The 23,162-nt window shown below is 68.5% G+C and carries 20 protein-coding genes; 4 read left to right on the plus strand and 16 right to left on the minus strand.

Annotated features, from left to right (window positions below):
- Nucleotides 1-7: 7 nt before the first annotated feature.
- Together G6N49_RS22705 and G6N49_RS22710 are read left to right on the plus strand one after the other, a co-directional pair.
- Complete coding sequence (locus G6N49_RS22705) at nucleotides 8-772, plus strand: pirin family protein (protein ID WP_083044511.1); 765 nt, start codon at nucleotides 8-10, stop codon at nucleotides 770-772.
- Nucleotides 750-2,033 carry a PQQ-dependent sugar dehydrogenase gene (locus G6N49_RS22710; RefSeq protein ID WP_083044510.1) on the plus strand — a complete coding sequence of 428 codons (1,284 nt, stop codon included), beginning with the start codon at nucleotides 750-752 and terminating at the stop codon, nucleotides 2,031-2,033. Before G6N49_RS22705 ends, G6N49_RS22710 begins: the two co-directional genes overlap by 23 nt.
- A 55-nt stretch (nucleotides 2,034-2,088) precedes the next feature.
- Here G6N49_RS22710 and G6N49_RS22715 read toward each other — a convergent pair whose 3' ends face one another.
- Nucleotides 2,089-2,379, minus strand: a complete 291-nt coding sequence (locus G6N49_RS22715; RefSeq protein ID WP_011557560.1) for a GlsB/YeaQ/YmgE family stress response membrane protein — start codon at nucleotides 2,377-2,379, stop codon at nucleotides 2,089-2,091.
- Between the two features lie 240 nt (nucleotides 2,380-2,619).
- Between G6N49_RS22715 and G6N49_RS22720 the strand changes: the two genes are divergently transcribed.
- Nucleotides 2,620-3,699: a phosphodiester glycosidase family protein gene (locus G6N49_RS22720; RefSeq protein WP_179967782.1), complete on the plus strand. Its 1,080-nt coding sequence runs from the start codon at nucleotides 2,620-2,622 to the stop codon at nucleotides 3,697-3,699.
- 50 nt (nucleotides 3,700-3,749) lie between these two features.
- Nucleotides 3,750-5,930, plus strand: a complete 2,181-nt coding sequence (locus G6N49_RS22725; protein ID WP_083044508.1) for an acyltransferase family protein — start codon at nucleotides 3,750-3,752, stop codon at nucleotides 5,928-5,930.
- 3 nt (nucleotides 5,931-5,933) lie between these two features.
- Here G6N49_RS22725 and G6N49_RS22730 read toward each other — a convergent pair whose 3' ends face one another.
- From G6N49_RS22730 to G6N49_RS22800, 15 genes are all read right to left on the minus strand, one after another.
- Nucleotides 5,934-8,219: a hypothetical protein gene (locus G6N49_RS22730; protein ID WP_064875007.1), complete on the minus strand. Its 2,286-nt coding sequence runs from the start codon at nucleotides 8,217-8,219 to the stop codon at nucleotides 5,934-5,936.
- A gap of 372 nt (nucleotides 8,220-8,591) precedes the next feature.
- Entirely contained in the window at nucleotides 8,592-9,362 is a 771-nt protein-coding gene (locus G6N49_RS22735; protein WP_011854210.1) for a fructosamine kinase family protein, read from the minus strand.
- Nucleotides 9,359-10,033 carry a YoaK family protein gene (locus G6N49_RS22740; RefSeq protein ID WP_011854209.1) on the minus strand — a complete coding sequence of 225 codons (675 nt, stop codon included), beginning with the start codon at nucleotides 10,031-10,033 and terminating at the stop codon, nucleotides 9,359-9,361. The genes G6N49_RS22735 and G6N49_RS22740 overlap by 4 nt, the downstream gene beginning before the upstream one ends.
- Nucleotides 10,034-10,049: 16 nt before the next feature.
- Nucleotides 10,050-10,997 (minus strand): hypothetical protein, encoded by a 948-nt coding sequence (locus tag G6N49_RS22745; RefSeq protein ID WP_011854208.1) that lies wholly within the window; start codon nucleotides 10,995-10,997, stop codon nucleotides 10,050-10,052.
- Nucleotides 10,964-11,515, minus strand: a complete 552-nt coding sequence (locus G6N49_RS22750) for an Rv1363c family protein (RefSeq protein ID WP_011854207.1) — start codon at nucleotides 11,513-11,515, stop codon at nucleotides 10,964-10,966. The genes G6N49_RS22745 and G6N49_RS22750 overlap by 34 nt, the downstream gene beginning before the upstream one ends.
- Nucleotides 11,512-12,483, minus strand: a complete 972-nt coding sequence (locus G6N49_RS22755; RefSeq protein ID WP_011557552.1) for an RDD family protein — start codon at nucleotides 12,481-12,483, stop codon at nucleotides 11,512-11,514. The genes G6N49_RS22750 and G6N49_RS22755 overlap by 4 nt, the downstream gene beginning before the upstream one ends.
- Nucleotides 12,480-13,151 (minus strand): Rv1363c family protein, encoded by a 672-nt coding sequence (locus G6N49_RS22760; protein WP_011854206.1) that lies wholly within the window; start codon nucleotides 13,149-13,151, stop codon nucleotides 12,480-12,482. Before G6N49_RS22760 ends, G6N49_RS22755 begins: the two co-directional genes overlap by 4 nt.
- Nucleotides 13,121-14,680, minus strand: coding sequence for a virulence factor Mce family protein (locus G6N49_RS22765; RefSeq protein ID WP_011854205.1), 1,560 nt, complete (start codon nucleotides 14,678-14,680; stop codon nucleotides 13,121-13,123). Before G6N49_RS22765 ends, G6N49_RS22760 begins: the two co-directional genes overlap by 31 nt.
- Before the next feature lie 3 nt (nucleotides 14,681-14,683).
- Complete coding sequence (locus G6N49_RS22770; protein WP_059097314.1) at nucleotides 14,684-15,832, minus strand: virulence factor Mce family protein; 1,149 nt, start codon at nucleotides 15,830-15,832, stop codon at nucleotides 14,684-14,686.
- Nucleotides 15,832-17,478 carry a virulence factor Mce family protein gene (locus G6N49_RS22775; protein ID WP_011557548.1) on the minus strand — a complete coding sequence of 549 codons (1,647 nt, stop codon included), beginning with the start codon at nucleotides 17,476-17,478 and terminating at the stop codon, nucleotides 15,832-15,834. The genes G6N49_RS22770 and G6N49_RS22775 overlap by 1 nt, the downstream gene beginning before the upstream one ends.
- A gap of 14 nt (nucleotides 17,479-17,492) precedes the next feature.
- Nucleotides 17,493-19,073 carry a virulence factor Mce family protein gene (locus G6N49_RS22780; protein ID WP_064875009.1) on the minus strand — a complete coding sequence of 527 codons (1,581 nt, stop codon included), beginning with the start codon at nucleotides 19,071-19,073 and terminating at the stop codon, nucleotides 17,493-17,495.
- Nucleotides 19,070-20,101 carry a virulence factor Mce family protein gene (locus G6N49_RS22785; protein ID WP_011557546.1) on the minus strand — a complete coding sequence of 344 codons (1,032 nt, stop codon included), beginning with the start codon at nucleotides 20,099-20,101 and terminating at the stop codon, nucleotides 19,070-19,072. Before G6N49_RS22785 ends, G6N49_RS22780 begins: the two co-directional genes overlap by 4 nt.
- Nucleotides 20,098-21,318, minus strand: a complete 1,221-nt coding sequence (locus tag G6N49_RS22790; RefSeq protein WP_011854202.1) for an MCE family protein — start codon at nucleotides 21,316-21,318, stop codon at nucleotides 20,098-20,100. Before G6N49_RS22790 ends, G6N49_RS22785 begins: the two co-directional genes overlap by 4 nt.
- 2 nt (nucleotides 21,319-21,320) lie before the next feature.
- Nucleotides 21,321-22,214 carry an MlaE family ABC transporter permease gene (locus G6N49_RS22795; RefSeq protein WP_011854201.1) on the minus strand — a complete coding sequence of 298 codons (894 nt, stop codon included), beginning with the start codon at nucleotides 22,212-22,214 and terminating at the stop codon, nucleotides 21,321-21,323.
- A 1-nt stretch (nucleotide 22,215) separates the two neighbouring features.
- Nucleotides 22,216-23,013: an MlaE family ABC transporter permease gene (locus G6N49_RS22800; RefSeq protein WP_011557543.1), complete on the minus strand. Its 798-nt coding sequence runs from the start codon at nucleotides 23,011-23,013 to the stop codon at nucleotides 22,216-22,218.
- Nucleotides 23,014-23,162 lie beyond the last annotated feature (149 nt).

Raw genomic sequence — 23,162 nt, forward strand, 5'->3', positions numbered from 1 at the left:
GAGTGATATGACGACTGCTGAACGCATCGACGTCCGGCGCGCCGGCGAGCGCCCCAGGACGCAGATCTCCTGGCTGGACTCCAAACACTCGTTCTCGTTCGCCGACCACTACGACCCCGCCAACACCCACCACGGCCTGCTGCTGGTCAACAACGACGACACCGTCACCCCCGGTAGCGGCTTTGAGACCCACCCCCACCGCGACATGGAGATCGTCACATGGGTGTTGCGCGGATCGCTCGTCCACCAGGACTCGACGGGCAATTCGGGTGTGATCTATCCCGGTCTGGCGCAACGGATGTCGGCCGGCAGGGGCATTCTGCACTCGGAGAAGAACGACTCCTGGACCCTGACCGGCGAGGCTAGCCACCGCGAGCCCGTCCACTTCGTGCAGATGTGGGTGGTACCCGACGAATCCGGTATCGCCCCGGGCTATCAGCAACTCGAGATCGACGACGAGCAGTTGCGCGGGAAGTTCGTGACGATCGCCTCGGGCATGCCCGAGCACCGCGACGACACCGCGATCACGATCCGCAATCGGTACGCGGCGCTGCACGGCGCCCGGCTCGAACCCGGCGACAACGTCGAACTGCCCCAGGCGCCGTATCTGCACCTGTTCGTCCCGCGCGGTGAGGTGACGCTCGAGGGTGCCGGTGCGCTGACAGAAGGCGATGCGGTGCGCTTCACGGCGTCCGGCGGCCAGCGCGTGACGGCCGTCGAACCGGCCGAGATCCTGGTCTGGGAAATGCATGCGAATCTGTCTGCCGTATAAGGCATTCGGCGTTCTCGCCGTTGCGGCGCTGGCCGGGTGCTCGACGAGTGCACCCGACGAGACCGCGCCGTCGCCGTCCACCTCGACGTCGGCACCTGCGCCGGCTTCGGCAGATCGGACGGTGACCGTCGAGGTGCCCGCGGGGATGGATGCCGCACCCTTCGACGAAGCCCGCCGGGTGTCGATTCCCGCGGGCTGGACGATGGCGGTATGGGCGCGGGTTCCGAAGGCGCGGTTCGCCCGGTGGGCGCCCGACGGTGCGTTGCTGGTCTCCGTGCCCAGCACGGGAGAGATCCTGAAACTCGACGGATCACGGTCCACACCGCTGCTCGAGGGACTCACCCAGCCGCACGGGATGGCGTTCGCCGGGTCGACGCTCTACGTCGCCGAGAGTGACGAGATATCTGCCTACGACTACGTCGACGGCAGGGCGGGCAACCGACGCACCGTGGCCGCCGGCCTACCCGACGCCGAGAGTCCGGACCTGCGGGGCGCCTACGCGCATGCGCTCAAGAGCGTCGCGGTCGGACCCGATGGGGCCGTGTACTTCTCGATCGGGTCGACGGGCAACATCTCGGCCGAGGACCGCGACGCCACCCCACCGCGCGCCACCATCATGCGGGTGCCCCCGGGCGGCGGTCCGGCCGAACCGTTCGCCACCGGCGTCCGCAACGGCACCGGGCTGGCGGTCGCGCCGGACGGTTCGGTGTGGACGGCGGTCAACGGCCGCGACAACGTCGCCGACCCCGCGACCGGTGAGGTCGACCCGGCCTACGTCAACGACCACCCGCCCGAACAACTCGCCAAGCTCACACCCGGGCGCGAACTGGGGTGGCCGTACTGCAACATCGACGGTGGACCGGCCGACGTGCCCTTCATCCGCGACGTGCAGACCAACGCCGACGGCGACAAGCTCGACTGCGCCGCGCTACCACCGGTCGAGCAGAGCTTCGGCGCCCACTCCGCTCCGCTGGGCCTGAGCTTCGTCGACGGGGAACTGCCCGAACCGTATGCGCGGGGAGCGCTGGTCGGCATCCACGGGTCGTGGAACCGGCGGCCGCCGCGCGCCCCCGAAGTGTCGTTCTACCCGTGGAGCGACGGCGGTCTCGGCGATCAGCAGACGTTGGTCGGCGGGTTCCAGGACGAGGACGGGTCCCGGTGGGGCCGGCCGGTCGACGCGGTGGCGGGGCCCGACGGCGCCGTCTACATCACCGATGACGACGCCGGCGCCGTCTACCGCCTCGCCCCGCCCGGCCGCTGACACGCCGAAGTGGGCTCGAGGCGCGAACGCCTGAGCCCACCTTCGGTGATGGTTCCTAGCGGACGGTGCTACCGGGGCGCGACCCGCGCTTACCGGTGACACCGACGTAGATCGCGATGAGCACGATCGCGACGATGATCCCGACGAGGAACGGGATGATCTCGAAACCGCCGTTGGAGTTGCTGTAGCCCAGCTGATAGGTCAGCCAGCTGCCGAGGAATGACCCGAGCGCGCCGAGCACGATGGTCATGATGACGCCGATATTCTGTTTGCCCGGCATGATCAGCCGCGCCAGCGCACCGACGATCAGGCCGACGACCAATGCGCCGAGGATGGTTCCGATCATTTCCGCTCCTTAGATCTGTGTCTCCATGGGACGCACGCGTCCGGGATGCCCGACGGCGCGGGGGCGTCGACGGGCACGTGGGCCGATTACCCCACCCGCGCGCGGTTCACGCAAAGAAGTCCGGAAGGCCCACGACAGCAATCCCGTCGTTGCCCGGCCGCAACCAGGTTGTTATCAAAGTTGACAGAGTGACTGCTGTGAATATCGTTAGGGCTAGGTGACCTCTGTCGAAAGGCGGCCGTGCCCATCTCAGCAAACGTTCTGCGGCGATTCACGGCGGGTGTTGCCGTGTTCGCGCTCTGCGCGGCGCTGGGCACGATGGGCGAACCGCACGCGCGGGCCAGCGACCCCAAATCGCTGCTCCTCGGCGCCATCGCCAACACCAAGGGCTCCTACCTCGTCTACAACTTCGGCGGTGAATTCGCCGCCCCCTTCCGCGCCGCCGACGGGCGCGAGTACACGCTGAACAACGGCGGCCACCTGATGACGATCAAGAACGCGTCGTCCCGGCTCAACCCGAGGTTGCTGGTGGACACCCACCAGGGCTATCAGGCGCGCTGCGAACGCGACCCCCGCGCACGCACCGGCGAAGGGCTCTGGCAGGCGTCGGAGACCTTCACCCCGCATCAGGCGTGGCAGGCGCTCGGGCAGCCGACCATCGCCGTGAACGCCAACTTCTTCGACGTCCGCGGGCAGAAGGGCGGGTCCTGGCGCGAGACCGGGTGCAGCTCGCCGCTGGGCGCCTACGTCGACAACACCCGCGGCCAGGGCCGCGCCAACGCCCCCATCACCGGGACCGTCGCCTACGCCGGTAAGCAGGGGCTCTCCGGCGGAGACGAGACCTGGTCAGCGCTGGCGACGATGATCCTGCCGGTCGGCGCGGCCCCCTACGTCGTGATGCCCAAGGGAAAACAGGATTTCGACGCCGCATCGCCGGAGATCCAGAAGCTGATGGACCGCAACGTTCGATTCGTCGCCGTCGCCGGGCTCGGCCTGTTGGCCCCCGGCGAAACCGGTCAGCTCAACGATCCCGGCCCGAGCGCGGCGCGCACCGCGGTCGCCTACAGCAGCGCCAGCGATCAGCTCTACGTCTTCCAGGGCGGTAACTACACGCCCGACAACATGCAGGATCTGTTCCGCGGGCTGGGCGCCGAACACGCGCTGCTGCTCGACGGCGGTGGGTCGTCGGCCATCGTGCTGCGCCGTGACACCGGCGGTATGTGGAGTGGTGCGGGATCACCGCGCGGCAGTTGCGACACCCGACAGGTGTTGTGCGATTCGCGGGAGCGCGCGCTGCCCAGCTGGCTTGCGTTCAACTAGCACGTCAATACCGGATTCCGCGGCCCCTGCGTGGGACCATCGGGGTTCAAGTGACTGATGTGACGAACCCCCCGATCTCCCGGGTCACCTCCCGCCGCGGCGTATCCGCAGGCGGCCGCTCGGGTGCGCCGTCTCGGACGTTCCGCACCGACATCGAGGGGTTGCGCGCGGTCGCCGTCCTCGCCGTCGTGCTGTACCACGCCGGCATGCCCGGCCTCGGCGGCGGTTTCATCGGCGTCGACGTCTTCTTCGTCGTCTCCGGTTTCCTCATCACCGGGTTGCTGTGGCGTCAGGTCGCCGCCGGCGGCGGGGTGCGGCTCGGGGCGTTCTACGCCGCTCGCGCCCGCCGGCTGCTGCCCGCCGCGGCGCTCGTGCTGGTGGCCACCGCCGTCGGCGCGGTGCTGCTGCTGCCCCCGTTGCAGGCCCGCGCCGTGCTCGGCGACGCGATCGCGGGCGCCCTCTACGTCGGCAACTACCGCTTCGCGATCCAGGGCACCGACTACCTCGCCGCGACGGAACCCTCGCCGCTGCAACATTATTGGTCTCTCGGGGTCGAGGAGCAGTTCTACCTCGTGTGGCCGCTGCTGATCGTCGGGACCGCCTGGTTGATCGCGCGCCGGTTCGGGCCGGGCGCCGCCCGCTCGGTGCTGCCGTTCGCGGCGGTGCTTTCGGCGGCGGCCGCGGCGTCCTACGCGGTGTCGCTGGCGTGGACCGGCGATTGGCCGGCGTGGGCGTTCTTCTCGCTGCCGACGCGGGCGTGGGAACTCGCGGCGGGCGGCCTGGTCGCGCTGAGCGTCGGATGGTGGCGGCGGCTGCCACCGGTCGCCGCGGCCGCGGTCGGCTGGACCGGCCTCGTGCTGATCGTGGCGGCCTGTACGCGCGTCACCGCCACCACACCGTTTCCCGGTACGGCGGCACTGCTGCCGGTGGCCGGCACCGCGCTGGTCATCGTCGCCGGTTGTGCCACACCGAACCTCGGCGTCGGCCGGCTGCTGTCGAAACCCCTGCCGCGGGCGATCGGCCGGGTCTCCTACTCCTGGTATCTGTGGCACTGGCCGGTGCTGATCCTCGCGCCGGCCATGTTCGGCACCGACCTCGGGCTCGCGAGTCGGCTCGCCATGATCGTCATCTCCCTCGGGCTGGCGATCCTGACGCTGCATCTGGTGGAGAATCCGGCCCGGTTCGCCGCCGCGCTGCGCGGATCGGCGGTGCGCAGCCTCGCCGTGGGCGGCGTCGCCACGGCCGCCGCGGTGTGCGCGGCGATCGTGCTGCTCGTCATCCGGCCGGTACCCACGGGTGACGGACCCGCCGCGACCCCGGTGGCGCTCACCGCGCCCGCGCCCCGGGCCACCGCCGGCCCCGCTCCCGAGGTCGCCCCGTCCGCACCCACCCCACGACAGCAGGTGCAGGCCGCGGTCGCCGCGTCCGCCGAGATGCGCAGTGTGCCCGCCGATCTGGCGCCGTCTCTGGGTAACGTCACGAAACCCGAGGTGTTCGTCAACGGCTGCGTGCTGTCGTGGCGCGATGTCGATCAACCCGAATGCGTATCGGGTGACGCGGAGTCGGCGGTGCGCGTCGCGCTGGTCGGGGACTCGCACGCCGCGATGTGGCAGCCGGCCCTGGAAACCGTTGCCGAGCAGAATCATTGGCGGCTCGAGACGATGAGCAAGGTGACCTGTCCGCTGATGGACCTTCCGATCACCAGTCCCTATCTGGGCCGGACGTTCAGTGAGTGCGAACAATGGCGTGGCGATGTGCTGGCCCGGCTGGAATCCGAACGGCCGCAACTGATCGTCGTCGACATGTCCCGACGCTACGGCGCCGACTTCGGTTTCGTCTCATACGATCCGGCCTGGGTGGAGGGGCTCGGCCGCCTGGTGTCGCGGCTGCGCGCGACCGGTGCGGCGGTGCTGGTGCTGGGCCCGGCACCGGATCCGTTGTCGACGGTGCCGTCCTGCGTCTCGGACCACATGGACGACGTGGTGGCCTGTTCGCCCGGACGGGCGGCGGCGCTCAATGCCGGCGGAATCGCCGCCGAGGCCAACGCCGCACAGGCCGCCGGGGGAAGCTACGCCGACCTCGGCGACCTGTTCTGCACATCGCAGCGCTGTCCCGTCATCGTCGGCAACACGCTGGTGTACCGCGACGACAACCACATCACCGGCGAGTACGCGCAGTGGCTGGCGCCGGTGATCGGCGAGATCACCCTCGGCGCCTTCGCCCCGAACTGACCGTCAGGCGGCCTTCTCGCCCGCGCCGCTCTCGCCGGTGTCGCCGGTGTCCTTGGTGTCGCCGGTGTCCTTGGTGTCGGCGGTGTCCTCGGTATCGGCGGTGTCATCGGCGGGTTCGGTCTCGGATGCGTCTTCGTCCTCAACCGTGGTGTCGTCCTCGACCGTGGTCTCGTCTTCCTCGAGCTGGTCCTCCGGCTCGTCGACGGGCTCGTTCTCCGTGTCAGTGCCGGTGTCGATGTCCGTATCGGTGTCTGCGTCGCCATCGGTGTCCGTATCGGCGACCGGCACATCCTCGACGTGGTCCTTGGTGTCGTCGTCCGCTTCCTCGGCCGGGGTGTCCTCGCCGCCGACGGTCCTCAGCGCTATCCGGGGCGAGGCGTCGTCGGGCACGGAATTGACTGCGGCCGTCGACGGCCGGGGCAGATCCAGGCCGCCGAGCACATCGTCGATCGTGTCGCGGATCTGGTCGAGGACTCCGTTGAGGCCCGCACCGCCGATACCGCCGGGCAGACCGTTGTCGAGGCCGATCAGGTTCAGCAGCGTCGCCAGCGCGTTCTTGACCGGGCCGTCGCGGTTGACCAGACCGTCCTCGAACGCCTGCCGGACGCCGGCGGCGAACGCGCCCGCGATGTCGCCCGGCACGTTCATCCAGTTGATGTCGGGGAACGAGCCGAACGCCGTCGGCACGTCGGTGTCGTCGAAGGTGCGGACGTACTCCCAGTAGTCGCCGTCGTCGTTCCACTGCCGCACCACGTCGGTGTAGCCGAGGTTGACCAGGCTGCTCAGGGCCGGACCGAGCGCGGTGCCGATGGGATTGTTCAGGTTGGCGCCCGTCAGCAGGTTGATGGCGTCGAAAAAGAGATAGGTGGGCTCGAGCAGCGGCAGCGCGTCGATCGGGACCGTCACGTAGAAGTCGAGCGCCAACGGGTCATCCTCGGCGATGCCGCCGACGACCTCCCCGATCTGCGGCCCCAGTTGCCCCGCCACCGCACCCGCCACCAGACCCGTATCCAGGCCCCGCAGGATGTACGTCGGTGCGACGACCGCCGTGAGGGTGTTCAGCAGCGAGAATGGGTTGGGCCACGCGGGGACGTCGGAGAGCCAGTCGTGCTGCAGCGTGACGTCGATCTTGACCGGGATCAGCGTCGCCCCACCGACATACAGGCCGCCGGGGAGCCGCACACCGCCGCTGTTGCTCACCTCGGTATCCGGGGTCACCGTATCGATCCCGAATAACCCGGCCAGCGGGTACAGGCGGGCGAACAGGCCGCCGTTCGCGCGACCGGGGTTGCGCAGCAACAACATCGGCAGCACCGTCACGCTGCCCAGCAGCGGGTCGGCCTCGACGCCGTTGTAGTTCGCGCCGCCCGGCTGATTGGGCAGCTGGGCGAGGATGTCCTGGTACGCCATGCCGGCCGCGAACGCCCCGACACCCTCGCCGATGACCACAGGCGCCCGGACCTTGAGCACGTCCGGGATCTGGTCCGTGTTGAGGTTGAGCAGGTCGAGAAGCTGGTTGAGGAGGCCCGGGACGTTGATGATGCCGGTGTCCACCAGGTCGAGCACACCGTCCACTCCGATGCCGAGGTACTCGGTCTCGTTGACGTCATCGGCCACGGAGTTGGGCAGCGTCGGCACCCAGCCGAGGTCGGTGCCCAGCACCTTGAGCAGCGTGAACACGTCGCCGGAGGTCACGAGGTTCACGCCCACCCGCTCGCCCAGCCCCGTCAGGTCGGCCAAATTGCTGAGGTCGAGGCCGAGGATGTCGAGCAGCCCGGAAATGGTGTTCAGGCCGGCGACGTTGAGGCCCTGGGTCAACAGGTCCCGCAACAACGGGATCTGGTTGAGGACCGGGAGCGCGCCGAGCGCCGCGGCGAGGGGGAGCGTGATGCCGCCGAGGAGGTCGACGAAGATCGGGTCGGTCAGCAGCGCCAGCGGCAGGTTGTCCAGCACCCGCTCGAGGATGCTCTGCGGATCGACCCCCGCCGCCTGCGCGAATGCCGCGAGGTTCAGATTCTCGAAGATCGAGCGGAAGACGAAATCGGCGAATTCGTTCTTGAGGTCGTAGGCGGCCTCACCGGCGCCCCCGGTGAGGTCCGGGATTGCTTGCGGGGGCGGGAAGAGCCGGAAGTCGGCGGTGAGGTCGACGCGATCGGTGGACCTGGCAGCCGCGGCCGAAGCCTGGGGCGCGGGAGCGGCGCCGACGGTCAGCGCCGTCGCGGTGACGGTGACCGCGCCGAGTGCAGCAATCTTCTTCGAACGCCGCTTCGCACCGCGATGCTTGGCCATATGACTGGATCCTCCCCGCAGATTCTCAGCTTGGTCTCAGGCACCGTAGCACCCGTCACCAGCACACACGTCAAATTGCTGGAAATCGGCAGCGGTCGGAGCCGCGAGGCGCCGCCTCGCCGATTGGTCACGTCTTTTGTGCACTTGAGTGCTGTGCTTTGACTTTCAAATGTTCGATCAGGCGACGCGGCGGACGCTGTTCTTATGTTTGCTGAACGGGCGCTGGATCGGCAAATGCGGGCGGGTTAGCCACACAGCGGTCCGGTGCGATGGGGCACCGGCCGGAATTTGCCTGTTCATGCACTTCAGCGCTGTCCGGCAATGCGGGCCGCTGCGATCGTTCGGGTTCGCTGTCGTTGCGTACGAAAGCAGTTAGGCAAAGTCGCTCAGCACGCTGCGGAGCGCTGACTCCGTCTGGCGGATGTACCCGCCACCGAACAGCACCACGTGAGCGAGCAGCGGATACAACTGGTGCAACGCGATCCGCTCGCGCCACCCGCCCCGCAGCGGCCGCACCGATTGGTATCCCGCGATCACCTCGTCGAAGTGCGGGCATCCGAAGAGCGCGAGCATCGCCAGGTCGGTCTCGCGGTGTCCGCCGTGGGCGGCCGGATCGATCAGCACCACTCCGTCCGGGGTCCACATCAGGTTTCCGCTCCACAGGTCACCGTGCAGCCGCGCCGGTGGGTCACCGTCGTCGAACCGGCCCGCGCGGCACAGATCACGGACCGCCGCGAGGGCCTCGCGGCCGGCGGCAGTGAGCCTCGGGGCGGCGTGCTCCCCCATCGGTCCGAGGCGTTCGTCGGCGTAGAACTCCCCCCAGGTGGGATGCGCGGTCAACGACATGGGCAGCGGCTTCTGCAGCGGGCCGAAGAATCCGGGTCCGCCCCAGCCGTCCGGCCCGGCGCCGAAACCGGACGCGCCCGCATCGTGCGTCACGGCGAGTCGGGCCCCGAAGGCGGCGGCCGCACTTCGCGACGGCGCCGCCGAATCCAGGTGTTCTAGGGTCAACGACGTTGCATCGCAGTCGATCACCGGCACACAGGCCGCCCCGCCGGCCGCGGCGAGCCAGCGGAGCCCGGCCGCTTCGCAGGCGAAGAAGCCCGGGGGTGCATCCGGGTTGCGCTTGACGAACTCGGTCACGCGGGTGGTCCGAAGCGGAAGAGCGCAGCGGCGGTGGCCACCACGGCGCCGGCCAACGCGATCACCGGGGCGACCGTCACGAGCGTCAGGGTGGCTCCGACCACCGCACCCGCGCACATGGTCAGCACCACCCCGTTGCGCAGCTTCTCGCGTTCGCCACTTCCGCCGGCCAGCCTGCTGTCGAAACCGATGCCGACGATCGTCTGGGTCAGCACCGTGGTGCTCAGCTCCTGGACGCCGAACTGCCTGGCGGTGGCGTTTTGGATCGCGAACACCATTGCGAGGCAGGCGATCAGCACCAGCTTCGTATTGTCCCGGTAATCGAGCACCCCGGTTCCGGCGAGAACCGCCAGCACCATGAGCGCCACCACCTCGACGCCCAGGGCAACGCTGAGCCAGTGGCGGGGGCGCGAGCCGAGGTGACGGGCCAACCGCCCCCCGATGACGGCACCGATCAGGAAGCTGACGAACGCGACCAGTGCCGCGGTCAGATCGACCCCGGAGTGCGGGACGAACCAGAACCCGAGGAAGATCACGTTGCCGGTCATGTTGGCGACGAACACGTGCCCGAGCACGAGCACGCTGACCGCGTCGATCAACCCCGTCGCGAACGTCAGCAGCAGTAATGCGGTGACGGTCAACCGGTTCGAGACCGGTGAACGAACGGCCATGGCCCGGAGATGATCGTTACAGCTGCGGGGTGAGATCCAGCTTGGTCACCGCGTTCATCCCGGTGATCAGCCAGTCGGCGCCGTCACGCTCCATCGTCAGCCGGTAGGACAGGTAGCGCAGCGACGGCACGTTCTTGCTCACCGGGCTGGTGGACACGGAGTTCGTGTAGACGAGGGCCGTCGCCTCTGTCGGTGTGAGGCTCTCGACGGCGGTGCCCATCACCTGGGTCGTGTTCGTCACCTTCGCCTGCTCGTTCGTCGAGACGATGGCGTCGATGTAGCGGCGGTACTCGGTCGCGAAATCGCCGGTGAGGAAACGGGATGAGCGGTCGGGCAGGGTCGCCATGTCTTCGGGGGTGTAGCTCCACAGCGTGGTGATCGCCTCGGTCGCGGTGCGGGCGATGTTCAGCTTGGTGTCCACCTCGGCCCGGTCGGCCAGGTACGGCTGCAGCATCGCGCCGGCGAAGGCGCCCGCCCCGACGAAGACGACCGACGCCGCGGCGGCGGCGATCAACAGGCGCCTGCCCGCCGGTCGGTGCGGGACGAGTACCGGTTCCGGTTCCGGCTCGCCTTCGGATTCACCAGCGGCGTCGGATTCGCCTGCGCCGTCGGCGGTTTCCGCCTCGACCTCGGGCTCGGCGGCCTGAGCCTCGCCCTCGGGCTCGGCGTCCGACTCTTTCTCGACCGCGACCTCCGGCTCGGGCTCGGGCTCGGTGTCCGTCGTGCTGACCGGCTTCGGCGACCTGCGCGCCTTGCCGGTCGGCATGCGTGGTGCCTGCTCGTCAGGCGTCGCGGGCTCCTCAGGCGTCGCCGGCTCCTCGTCGGCGACGCCCGGCGAATCAGGTTCGGCCGCAGCCTTCTTGGCGCGCCGCCACGGCAGCCGCCGCCCGCGCTTGGGTTCGGGAGATCCCGTCCCGGCGGGATCCGTGGTCAGATCACCTGAATCAGCTGGCTGATCTTCCACCGCTGGCCCTCCTGGGTCGTCGTTGCCACCCAACGGTTTCCGCTCTCGATCGTCTTCTTGCCGTCCGGTGTCTTGGATGTCGTCGTGGTGGCCACCAGCACGTCGACACTGCCGTTGTCGTTCCAGCGCTGCACGCCCGCCTCGACCACGTTGCCCTCGGTCGGTTCGGCGCGGGCCACCTGGATCACGATCTCGTTCATCTTCTCTTTGAACATCTTCGCGAACTCGCCGGTGCCCTGCGCCAGGATGCGGTCGGCGTACGCGTTGGCGTTGAACGGGTCCAGGGTGGTGTACGACGTCATGAAACTCCGCACGTAATCCAGCGCGGCGGCGTCGCGCACCTCGGCGCGGCGGTCGGTTTCATGTGAAACCAGCATCAGCGTGCTGACCGTCAGCGCCGCGGCGAGCAGCAGAGCGGCCACCGTCGCGATCAGCGGCAGCCCCCACCGGCGCGGCCGCCTCGGCGACGCCGCGAAGAAGTCGGGTTCGTCCCCGTCGACCCTGCGGCGCGGGCTCACTGACCGGCTCCCTGCATCAGCGGCGCCTTGAGCACCGTCAGATTGTCCACTCGCCAGTTGTCACCGATCTTGTCGAAGTCCACCCGCACCGTGGCGGTGATGAACTTGAGATCCTCGGCCTTGGTGCCGCGCTGCCCCTGCATGGCCAGCAGCATCGCCGCCTCGTCCATCGACGACGACAGCACGGCGCTGCTCACCGCCCAGTACTCGTTGGTGGTCGCACCGCCCTTGCGGGCGGCCTCCTGTTGCGCCACCAACTGCGGCCGGTAGGCCTCCGTGGTCAACGTCTGTGCGCGGTTGAGGTCCTCGTCCATCGTCTCGGCGCCGTAGCTCAGCATCTGCTCGACGATCCGCGGGCCCTGTTCGGCGATCTGCGCCCGGGCCCGGTCGAGTCCCTGCTCCTTGCGGTACACCGCCAGGTAGGTCACGCCCACCGCCGCAACGGCCACCACCACCGCACCGATCAGCACCTTCGCGGTGAAGCGGCGCATATCACGGTCCGGGCGAGCGACGACGCGGGCCTCCGTGCGCAGCAACAGGTCGGCGAACGTGCGGTTGCGGCGGTCCCACAGCGGCCACAGCCAGCCGACGAACAACGCCACGGTGTCGAGCACGTGGGCCAGTTCCCGCAGCAGCAGCCGCCCGAGTGCCGCCTCGCCGCCGTCGCGGCGCAGCACGCGGATCCCGCACAGGGCGCGGCCCAGGGTCCAGCCGATCAGCGAAGGCAACAGCACCCGGTTGACGATCACCGCGAGCAGGGCGACGGCCGCCACCGCCGTCAGCACCCACCAGGACCAGCCGATCCCCGGTCCGGCCAGGACCCACGGCGCGGTCGTCGCGACCACGGCCAGCCCCGGTAGCACGTCGACCGCGAGCGCCGCGGCCCGCACATGCCATCTGGCCAGCGGTTCGGCCGGCGTTGTCTCGGCGGCCGGCGCGTCGGGCGGTGCGTCGACGACGGCCGTCACGAAGTCACCTGGTCGAGTCGGGCGACCTTGTAGGTGCCCTCGTCGGGTGCCATCTGGACCCGCAGGCGGTATCCCTGTTCCTGATCGGCGGCCTCGGAGTTGGTCACCTTCACCCGCACCGCGACCAGGACGTCGATGGACCCGTCGGCGTTGTGTTTCTCCACCGCCGCGCGCATATCCGACACCTGCACCTGCACGTTGGCGGCGCGGTAGGCGTCGACGAGCAGGCCGCCGTACAACCCGGCCTGCACGCCGAAGTCGCCCGTCGAGCACTCCAGGATCTTGGCCTGGCTCTCGGTCATCGCCGCCGCATCCGGGGCGTGGGTGGCCGCCACGCAATCCCGCGCGGCCGCCACCGCGGCGGCCTCGTTCTCCGCGAGTTGCGTGCTCTCCTCGTGGGACCGCAACGCCAGGTATCCGCCCACGCCGGCGCCCGCGCCGAGCAGCAGCAGGACGGCGCAGATCGCGGTCAGCCAGCCGCGGCCGAGCCGCGGCGGACGACGCCCGTCGTCCTCCGACGGCACCGTGGTCACCCGCTCGCCCAGGATGCCGTCCTCGGCGGGGGATTCAGTGTCGTCTGGATTGTCTCCGGATACTGCTACCGACTTGTCCGGCGTTTCCTCAGCATCGGTGGGGTTCAGCTGGCGGGTGCCAGCATCTCCTTCCATCCGTCGTCTCCTGGGTTGCTCGAATTGCTGACGTTGTACTTGACGCCGTCAGGTCCGACCACCTCGCCGCTGGCTGGGTTGTACACAGCGGTGCCCGGTGGTCCTGGTGCCGGAGTGTAGATGCACGGGTTGGGCTGCTGTCCACTGCACTCGACACGGCCCTGCCCCGGCGGGCTCAACGGGTCGCTGACCGGCGACGGCGGCTGCGGGAGCTGATCGGCGGGCAGCGGGTTCATCCCGTTGTTGATCGACGGGGCGGGGATCACGCCGTTGCGGCCCGGGTGCACCGGCTGGTTGCAGCGGGCACCGGCGGCCGGGCAGTCGCGGATCTGATTCGGATCGCCGTACCAGGGGTTGGTGCCCAGCGGCACGTACGGTTCGTCGCTGCGGCACTCCTTCGGCGTCGCCGCCCGCTTACCCGGCACGTCGGCGCACGGATAGTTGCGCGCACCGCGGACGACGTTGGCCTGGAAGTCCTTCGGGATCTTGCAGTAGGTGCCCGACGGCAGCTCTTTCATGCTGGTGTCGGCCGGCGCACGCCACTCCGATGCGGGCAGGAACCCGGTCAGACACGGCGGCGGCTGGTTGATCGACAGACCGAAGTGCAGCAGACCCTCGCCCTCGAAGATCGTGCCCGCCTGCGCGACCGACGCGCCCTGCGGCAGCACCACCAGGGCCTGTTCCAGGCCCTTGTTGTAGCGCTTGAGCATGTCGATGACCACGGCCAGATTGGCCAGCGTCTGCGGCAACGAGTCCCGCACGCCGCTGAACACCGCGTTGAGCTGGTCGGCGGTCGGCGCGGCCTGCTGCAGCCCGCTGCGCAGTGCGGCGTCCTGTTCGGCCGACTGGGCCGCCAGGATGTTCAGGTTGCGCGACCACTGCGCGATGTTGTCGCCGGAGTTCACCTGGCTCTCCAGGATCGGCGCCGAATTCGCGATGATGTCGTTGACCGGACCCAGGTTGTCCTTGAAGTCCTGGGCGATCAACGTGGTGGAGTCCACCAGCCGCTGCAACGACGGGCCGAGGCCGCCGACCGCGTCCGCGGTCTCGGTGAGCAGCGCGTCGATCTTCTCCCTGGGCAGCACGGCAAGGCCCTCGTTGGCCGCATCGAGTGCGGGTCCCACCTCGCTGGGCACCGTGCTCTTGGTGATGGTCTGCCCGTCGCTGAAGTACTGGCCCGGGTTGCCGGTCGACACCAGGTCGAGGTACTGCTCACCGATGGCCGAGACCGAGTGCACGTTGGCGCTCGCATCGACCGGGATCCTGTACCGGTTGTCGATGCTCATGGTCGCCTTGGCGCCGCGCTCGGTGGGCTCGACCGCGGTGACCTTGCCGATCGTCGTGCCGCGGTAGGTGACGTTGGCGGTTGAGTACAGGCCGCCCGACCTCGGCAGTTCGGCGTGCAGCGTGTACTGCCCGATCCCGACCAGGCTGGGCACCCGCAGGTAATACCAGCCGAGCACCGCGAGCGCGATCACCGTCAGCACCGTGAAGATGATCAGCTGGATCTTGATGAAGCGAGTCAGCACCGCTCACTCACCCCTTTCGACCAGCGGTCCGTTCGGTGCGCTGTGCGCGTTCGGCGTGAAGCGCACGTCCGGGATCATTGTCGCCGGGTCGCGGCCCCACGACTGTTCGAGCGCGCGGGCCATACCCGACACACCGGTGCCGGACAGGAAAGCGTTATCGAGGGCCGACAACGTCAGGTCCACGTTCAGCGACACGTTGATGTAGTCACCGCGCACCACCTTCGGGATGTTCTCGATGCTGAACGGGGCGGTCAGCATCAGCTTGAGCGCACCGATCAGGTACGGCGACGACCTGGCCAACTGCTTGAGCGGACGCTGCAGGTTCTGCAGGTTGGTGTTCAGGGGGTCCTGGGCCTGGCCGAGGTAGGTGTCGGCCGCGCGGCTGATGCGGCCCACCGCGATCACGGCGTCGGCGAACAGATCCCGCGTCTCGGCGAAGTGCTCGATCAGCGGCGGGAACTCGGTGAGCACACGGTCGAGGGTGTCGTTGCGGCTCGCCACGATGTTGAGCAACCGGTTCGTCGAGTCGATGGCGCGGGTGAGGTCTTCACGCTGCTGGTTGAGCTCGTCGGTGAACACGTCGAGCCGGCCGAGGAACTCGCGGATCTGCTCCGCCCGCCCGGTCAGCAGGTTGTTCACCTCGGTCTGGATCACCTCGAGGTTGGGGATGCCTCCGCCGCGCAGGATCGTCGCGATGCTGGCGAGCACCCGCTCGGTGGTGGGGAACGCCGAGGCGTTCTTCAGCGGGATGGTGTCCCCGTCGCGAAGCGGCTCCGACGACGGATCCGGTGGTGCCTCCAGCTCGACGTGCTGGGACCCCAGGAGGCTGGTCTGACCGATCTTGGCCAGCGCGTTGGACGGCAGTTCGACACCCGGCTGGATGCCCAGCTTGAGGGTTGCGACCCAGTTCTTCAGCTCGATCGCGCGGACGGTCCCGACGAAGACGTCGGCCACCCGGACCCGGCTGTTGACGTTGAGCGCCAACGTGTCCGGCATCTGGACGTACACCGTCATGGCATCGCCGCCGGTGCCCGGACCGCCGGGCAACGGCACGTTCGCGATGCCCTTCCACGAACCGCACGACGTCAGCACCACCGCGGCCACGGCGAGCGCGACCGTGCGGGTGGCGAGACGACGGATCCTGTGCTTCATCACGGCGCTCCTGCTTCAGCGGGCAACGGCGGGCCTGCCGGTGCGGGTGCCTGCGCGGCGGGCGCGGGTCCTGGCGCCGGACCCGACAGCGGGGAGCCCCCGGGGTCGCCCGGGATGACACCCGGGGCGGGTGCGGGCGGCGGGCCGGGTTGCGGGTACCACGGCGGCGGCAACGGATTGCGTTCGTCGAAGGCGTTCGGCGGGCCGGGCAGGTTGCCGTCGCGCGTGGTGCCGAACGCGGGCGGTGCACCCGGGATCGGCGCGTCGGGTCCGCCGAGCAGCGCGGCCAGCGACTGCGGCGTCAGCATGTTCGCGGTGAACGGCTGCACGTCGACGCCCTGCATCCCCGGGGCGACGACCCAGCCGGGCTCGTGGTTGCCGTGGGAGAACAACGTGTCGCGGGAGAAGATGCCGGGCACCGTGGTGTCCTTGTATCCCGGCGGCGGGCGCAGCCGGTCCTCGGAGTAGGCGATCATCTTCGGCAACGTCATGGCCGTGCTGATCTGGTTCAACCCGAACGGCGGGAAGTTGAACTTCAGCGCATCGAGGATCGGCGCCAGGTACTGCGCGCACAGTTCCGCCGACTCCTGGTAGCCCAGCCGGCTGCCCGCCTGGATCGAACTGCAGATGAACTGCATCGGGTTGGCCATGCCGTTGATGACCGGCACACCGACGATGCCGCCGTTGACCGGTGAGCTGATGTTGAGGATGTTGCCGCCCAGGTTCGGTAACACGTGCAGACCCGTTTCCAGACCGTCGAGCGGTTCGGGCTGCAGGATCGCGTTGGTCACGTCGGCGAGGTTGTTGATGTCCTTGGTCAGGACCTCACTGTTCTCGTCGAGGAACCCGCGCGTGGTGGTGAGCAGCTCGTTGAGGTCCTGCAGCGCGGTCGCCAGCTCGCGGTCGGTGTTGGTGAACGAGTTGGTGAACTGCGCCAGGTCGTCATTGAGGGCGACGAACTGCTGATCGCTGCGGTAGAGCGCGTTGACGAACAACGCGAGGCTCTTGACCACGCTGAAGAAGTCACCGCGGCCCTCGTTGAGGGTGGTCAGCGCCTCCGAGAGGCTGTTCAACGTCGTGTTGATCTGCTTTCCCTTGCCGGACAGACCGTCGGCGAAGGACTCGATCACGTCACCGAACGGACCCTTGGGCTGGTCCGGCGTGGGGCCGAGGTCGGTGAGGATGCGGTCGAGCGAGTCACGCAGCTCGTCGTACTCGACGGGCACCTGGGTGCGGTCGATCGGGATGACCGCGTCATCCTCCATGACCGGGCCGCCGGTGTACGGCGGGGCCAGCTGAATGGTGCGCGAGGCCACCAGGCTCGGGTTGAGGATCGACGCGGTGGCGTTCGCGGGCACCTTGTACTTCGACTCGTAGCTGAAGGTCACCTTCATCTTGTCGCCCGCCGGTTCGATCTTGTCGATCGTGCCGACCCGCACACCCATGATCTGCACCTTGTCGCCGGGGTACAGCGCCAGGGTGTCGGAGAAGTACGCCACGACGGTGTTCGTGGACAGCCTCTTGTACAGCTGCCAGCCCGCGAACGCGGCCACCAGCGCCAGCACCACGACAAGCGTGCCGATGATCACCGAAGCGCGTGACAACGTCGGCATCTTCATGTTCCGCACGTTGAAGATCGTTGACATTGATCAGGCCCCCGTCATTGTTGAGATCCCGGCGGGAGGAACGGTGGATTGCCCGGCAGCGGACCCGTCTGGGCGGGCGACAGCTGCTGGCCCGGCCCCGGCGGCGGACCCGGCAGCGCCGGCGGCGGCGGCACGTTGTTCACCTGACCGCCTACGGCCGTCGGACCGGGGAACGGTCCCGGCGGCTCGTTGCGCGCACCCGGCGGGGCCGGCGGCAGCGGCACGGGCGTACCCGGCACCACGGGCGCCTGCTGACCCGGCACCCCGGAACTGGCGACGCCGGGAGTGGGCAACATGCCGTTCGGGTTCGGCTCCGACGTCGCCACGTTGGGCCGGCCGTGGTAGTTCGGACCGTAGGGATTGTCGCCGAACGGGCCGACGCTCAGGTCCGCACACGGCAGCGGATTGCCCGGTGTGGGCAGGCCGTCGGCCGGCGGGGTGTAGGAACATGGGTCGCCCCTCGGCACCGCGGGATTCGGGTACTCCGGAGTGCCCTGCAGGGTCGCCGGCGCAGGCGGCGGCGCACCGTTGGGCTGACGCACCCCGTTCGGATCCGGGAACTGGTAGGCCGGCAGACCGGCGTCACGCCAGAACTTCTGCGGGTCGATGCCGCGCTTCTTGAACGCCGCGTCGACGTACGGCTGCAGGATCCAGTAGGGCGCCAGGTTGACCAGCATGACCTTGAAGTACGGGCCGGACGCGAAGGCCTCGGCCAGCGATGCGGTGAACTTGCTCAGCGTGGTCAGCACGTCGACCAGGTCGAATTTGCGCTCGACGAGGATGTCGCTGATCACGCGCAGCTGCTCGAGCACCCTGTTGAGGTTCGGGTTGTCGTCGATGAAGCCCTCGACCTGCTCCGAGAACGCCGACACCCGCTCCAGCAGCTGGCCGACGGCGTAGCTGCGCTCGTTGATCGCGGCCAGCAGGGTCTGCGCGTTGACCAGCAGCGCATTCACCTGACCGCTGCGCTCACCCAGCACCCCGGCGATCTTGTTGGCATTGGCCAGCAGCTGTTTGAGCTGCTCGTCGCGCTTACCGATGGTGTCGGAGAAGCGGGCCACCCCGTCGAGCGCCGCGCTCAGGTGCGGATAGGTCTGGTCGATCGTCTCCGACAGCACATTGAGCGACTCGCGCACCGATGTGGTGTCCCAGCCGGATGCCGACTTGGTGAGGTCGAAGAACGCGTCGTAGATCTGGTACGGCGTGGTCGTCTGCCCCAGCGGCAGAATTCCGTTCGCCTCCAGCGCAGTCGACCCACGCGGCTCGATCTCGATGTTCTTACGGCCCAGAATCGTATCCGTGCGAATCGCCGCGCGGCTGTCACTGCCGATCTGCGTACCGCCCAGCGTGAAGCCGACGACGACCTTGTCGCCCTCGATCTCGGTCTTGAGCACCTCGCCGACGTCGACGCCGGCGATGCGGACCTTGTCGCCGGGGTTGATGCCGCCGGTGTCGCCGAACTGCGCGAAGTACCTCGGCTTGGCGAACAGCATAGGCACGCTGGCGAAGCTCTGTCCGACCCCGACGACGAGCACCAGGATGATGATGCCCATCAACCCGCCGCGGAGGCGGTTCGATCCCTCGAGCGTTCTCATTGCGGAGTGCACCTACCCGTGGGCTGACCCCACACCTTGACGGTGCGCACCGGCCCGCCCGGCTGCAGGCCATTGAGCTTGAGCGTCACGTCGCAGGCGTAGAAGTTGAAGAAGTCGCCGTACACGCCGCCGGCGCGGCCGATGATCTTCAACGCGTTCGGCAACCGGACGAGGATGTCATTGAGCTGACCCTTCTGCTCGACCAGCGGCTGCTGGGTGGCCTCCAGGTAGCCGACCGTGTCCTGCAGCAGCGACCGGTTCTCGGCGAGCAGGTCGGCCACGGTGCCCGCGGCGTCGCTGATGTCGGCGACCGACGACGCGATCGGGTCGGCGCGGTTCTTCAAACCGGTGATGAGCCGCTCGAAGTTCACCAGCGTTTCGTCGAACTGCTCCTGGTGCCTGACGGTGGTGTCGAGCACGGTGTTGAGGTTGCGGATCACCTCACCGATCGCCTGGTCTCGATCGGCCAGCGCCGACGTCAGCGACGCGGTCTGGTCGAGGATGTCGTTGATGGTGCCGCCCTGCCCCTGGAATACCGTGATGATCGACCTGGCGATGTTGTTGACCTTCTCCGGGTCGAGCGCCCGGAACAGCGGGCGGAAACCGCCGATGAGCGCGTCGAGGTCCAGCGCGGGTTCGGTGCGCTCGACCGGGATGGTGCCGCCGGAGGGCATCTTCCGATCGCTGTCGCCGCGCTTGAGTTCGAGGTAGCGGTCGCCGATCAGGTTCAGGTAGCGCACCGACGCGGTGGACTCGTCGAACAGGGGCAGGGACCGGTCGACCTTGAAGTCGACCTTGACCCGGCTGCCCCCTTCGATCAGCTCGATCTTGGAGACCTTGCCGACCTCGACGCCGGAGGCGCGGACGAACTGGCCGGGCCGCAGGCCGCTGACATTGGTGAAGATCGCCGAGTAGCCGGTGGTGCGATCGAAACGCATCTGACCGAACACCACGATGATGATCGCGGTGAACAGCAGCAGCACCAGCGAGAAGGCGCCGAGTTTGAGTGCGGTACCGGTGATTTTCATGGGTTGATCGTGTTCTCCCCGATCTGGCGTCCCCAGACGTATTCGATGGCGATCGGTTGACCGAGTTCGAGATGGTTGTACGGCGCAAGGGAGGCGCCTGTGTCGAGGACCAGGTACGGCGCGGGCCACAGATCCCGGGTGATGGGCTGCCAGCAGCCGGGCCGCCCCTCCGGACCACCCTTGGCGTTCACGCGCGGCAGGTTGTCCGGGTACACGTACGGGTTGCCCGCGCCGAGGGCCTCGGAGTGGGTGTTGAGCGAATAGCCGTTCCCGCCCAGCGACGACGAGATCTTCGGCTCCACGTCGTGGAAGTTGCGGATCGTGCAGAACAGCGCGGGGCTGTACTCGTCGAGCAGCGCACTCGTCGGGATGAGGTCCTCCGCACCGCGGACCAGGTAGGGACCACCACGTTCGAACACCTCACCGCCGGTGTTGCCGAAGCCGACCGCCGCGATGAGCGCCTGATCGAGGTTGCCGCGCTGTTCGTTGAGCGTGCGGGCCGTGGTCACCGCATTCTCCAGCCCGTCGAACAGATCGGGGGCGGCGTTGGCGTACACCTCGCCGAGGTCGGCCAGCCCGCGGACGTCCCGTCGGATCTGCGGCATCTGCGGGTTGAGGTCGGCCAGGATCGCGTTGCCGTTGACGATCGACTCGCCGAAGCGGTCGCCGAGGCCGTCCAGGGCCTGCGCGGTCGCGGTCAGGGTCTGGTTCAGCTTGACCGGGTCCACCTTCTCCGCCACCGACACGACGGTCTCGAACAGCGTGTTGAACTCCGTCGTCACGCTGGTCACGTCGATGACGTCGGTGGACTTGATCCGCTGCGGGACCGGGTCGGGCGGCGTGGTGAACGAGACGTACTTGTTGCCGAACACCGTGGTCGCCGAGATGTCCGCAAGCACGTTCGCCGGGATCAGCTGCATGTACTTCGTGTCGACCTCGAGCGTGATCCTGGCCCGGGGATCGTTGCCGACGCTGACCGCGTTGACCTCGGCGACGCGGCCGATCTCCACACCGTTGTAGGTGACCTTGGTGCCGGGGTCGAGGTTCAGGCCGGCGCGGGCGGCCATCATGGTCAGCTTCTCGCGCGAAGCGAAGTCGCCGCGGAACTGAAACGCGACCAGCGTGGCGACCACCGCGAAGATCACCAGCAGGACGAGGCCCGCGATCTTGTACGGCGGCGTACGCGGCTTGTTGACGGGTGAGTTCGGCTCGGCCATGGCTACACCGTGAGGTTGAAGTTCGGGTCGGTGCCGTACAGCGCCAACGAGGCCAACAGGACAACCAGCACGATCGCGATGAGCGAGGCCCGCATCGAGCGGCCGACCGCCTCACCGACGCCCACCGGACCACCACTGGCGTAGTAGCCGTAGTAGCAGTGGTTGAGCATGACGATGATCGAGATGATGATCGCCTGCACGAACGACCATGCGACGTCGTCGGGTCGCAGGAACGTACGGAAGTAGTGCTCATAGGTGCCGGTCGACTGCCCGTAGAACAGCGTCGTGGTCACCTGCGCCGATAGGAAGCTCATGATGATCGCCATTGCGTAGAGCGGGATGATGACGATGAAGCCGGCCATGATGCGCGTCGACACCAGGTAGGAGATCGACTTGATGCCCATCACCTCGAGGGCGTCGATCTCCTCGCTGATGCGCATGGCGCCGAGTTCGGCGGTGGCGCCGGCGCCCACGGTCGCGGCCAGGGCCTGACCGGACACCACCGGGGCGGCGATGCGCACGTTGACCAGTGCGGCGAAGAATCCGGTGAACGCCTCGACGCCGATGTTGCCGAGCGAGGCGAACCCCTGGATCGCGATCAGCGAACCGCCCGAGAGGGTGACGAACCCGACGATCGCGACGGTGCCGCCGATGACGGCCATCGCGCCTGTGCCCATCCCGATCTCGGCGATCAGCCGCAGCACCTCCTTGCGGTAGTACCGCAGGGCGTGGCCGATCGAGCCGACGGCGGTGACGACGAACCACGCGACGTGGCCGACGCTGTCCAGACCTCGTGACGGCGCCGCGACGAGCTTCTCCGCGCGGGCATAACCGCGGGGGAAGCGCTGTCGCAGGACTGTCCCGGTCTTGGCGTTCGACTCCGATGTGGTTGCCATGTCAGCGCCCCGTTCCGAACCGCACGCCGATGGTCGTGAGCACCACGTTGACCGCGAACAGCGCGACGACGCAGAGCACCAGGGTCTCGTTCACGCCGGTGCCGACGCCCTTGGCGCCGCCGCCCACGGTGAGCCCCCGGTAGCAGCCGACCAGCCCGGCGATGAGGCCGAACGTGGTGGCCTTGACGACGGAGATGAGCACCTCGGGCAGGCCGGTCACCAGCGTGAGCGTGGAGACGTAGGCGCCCGCCGAAACGTTCTGGATGTAGACGCCGAAGATGAAGCCGCCGACCAGGCCGATGGTGATGACCGCGCCGTTGAGCAGGAGCGCGACGAAGGTGGAGGCGACGACACGCGGAACCACCAGACGGTGGATCGGGTCGATGCCGAGCACCTCGAGGGCGTCGATCTCCTCGCGGATGGTGCGGGCGCCGAGGTCGGCGCAGATGGCGGTCGATCCGGCGCCGGCGACCACGAGCACGGTGACCAGCGGTCCGAGCTGGGTGACGGCGCCGAGCGCCGCACCGGCGCCGGAGACGTCGGCGGCGCCGAATTCGGCGAGCAGGATGTTGAGCGTGAAGATGATGAGGACCGTCAGCGGCACGGAGACTGCGACGGTGGGCAGGAAGGACACCCGGAACAGGAACCAGGCCTGCAGGATGAACTCGCGCCACTGGAACGGACGGAACAGCGCCTTACCGGTCAGCACGCACATCCGGACGAACCCGCCGACGGCTTCGAGCCCCGGCCTGACCTGATCACGTACGTATCCCGTCAACCCGCCACTGGAGGCGGTCACGAGCGCGCTCCCATGCCGGAACCGTCAACCTCGTGGCGCAACGGCAGAACCTGTCGCACGCCGCCTCCTTGCCCCATTCCGACCCTAGTGACGACTGTCTCCCTACTCATAAGTAGTAAGTGAGACCACAGGACTGTACCCGATCGTTT

Source organism: Mycolicibacterium monacense, assembly GCF_010731575.1.
Lineage (GTDB): Bacteria > Actinomycetota > Actinomycetes > Mycobacteriales > Mycobacteriaceae > Mycobacterium > Mycobacterium monacense.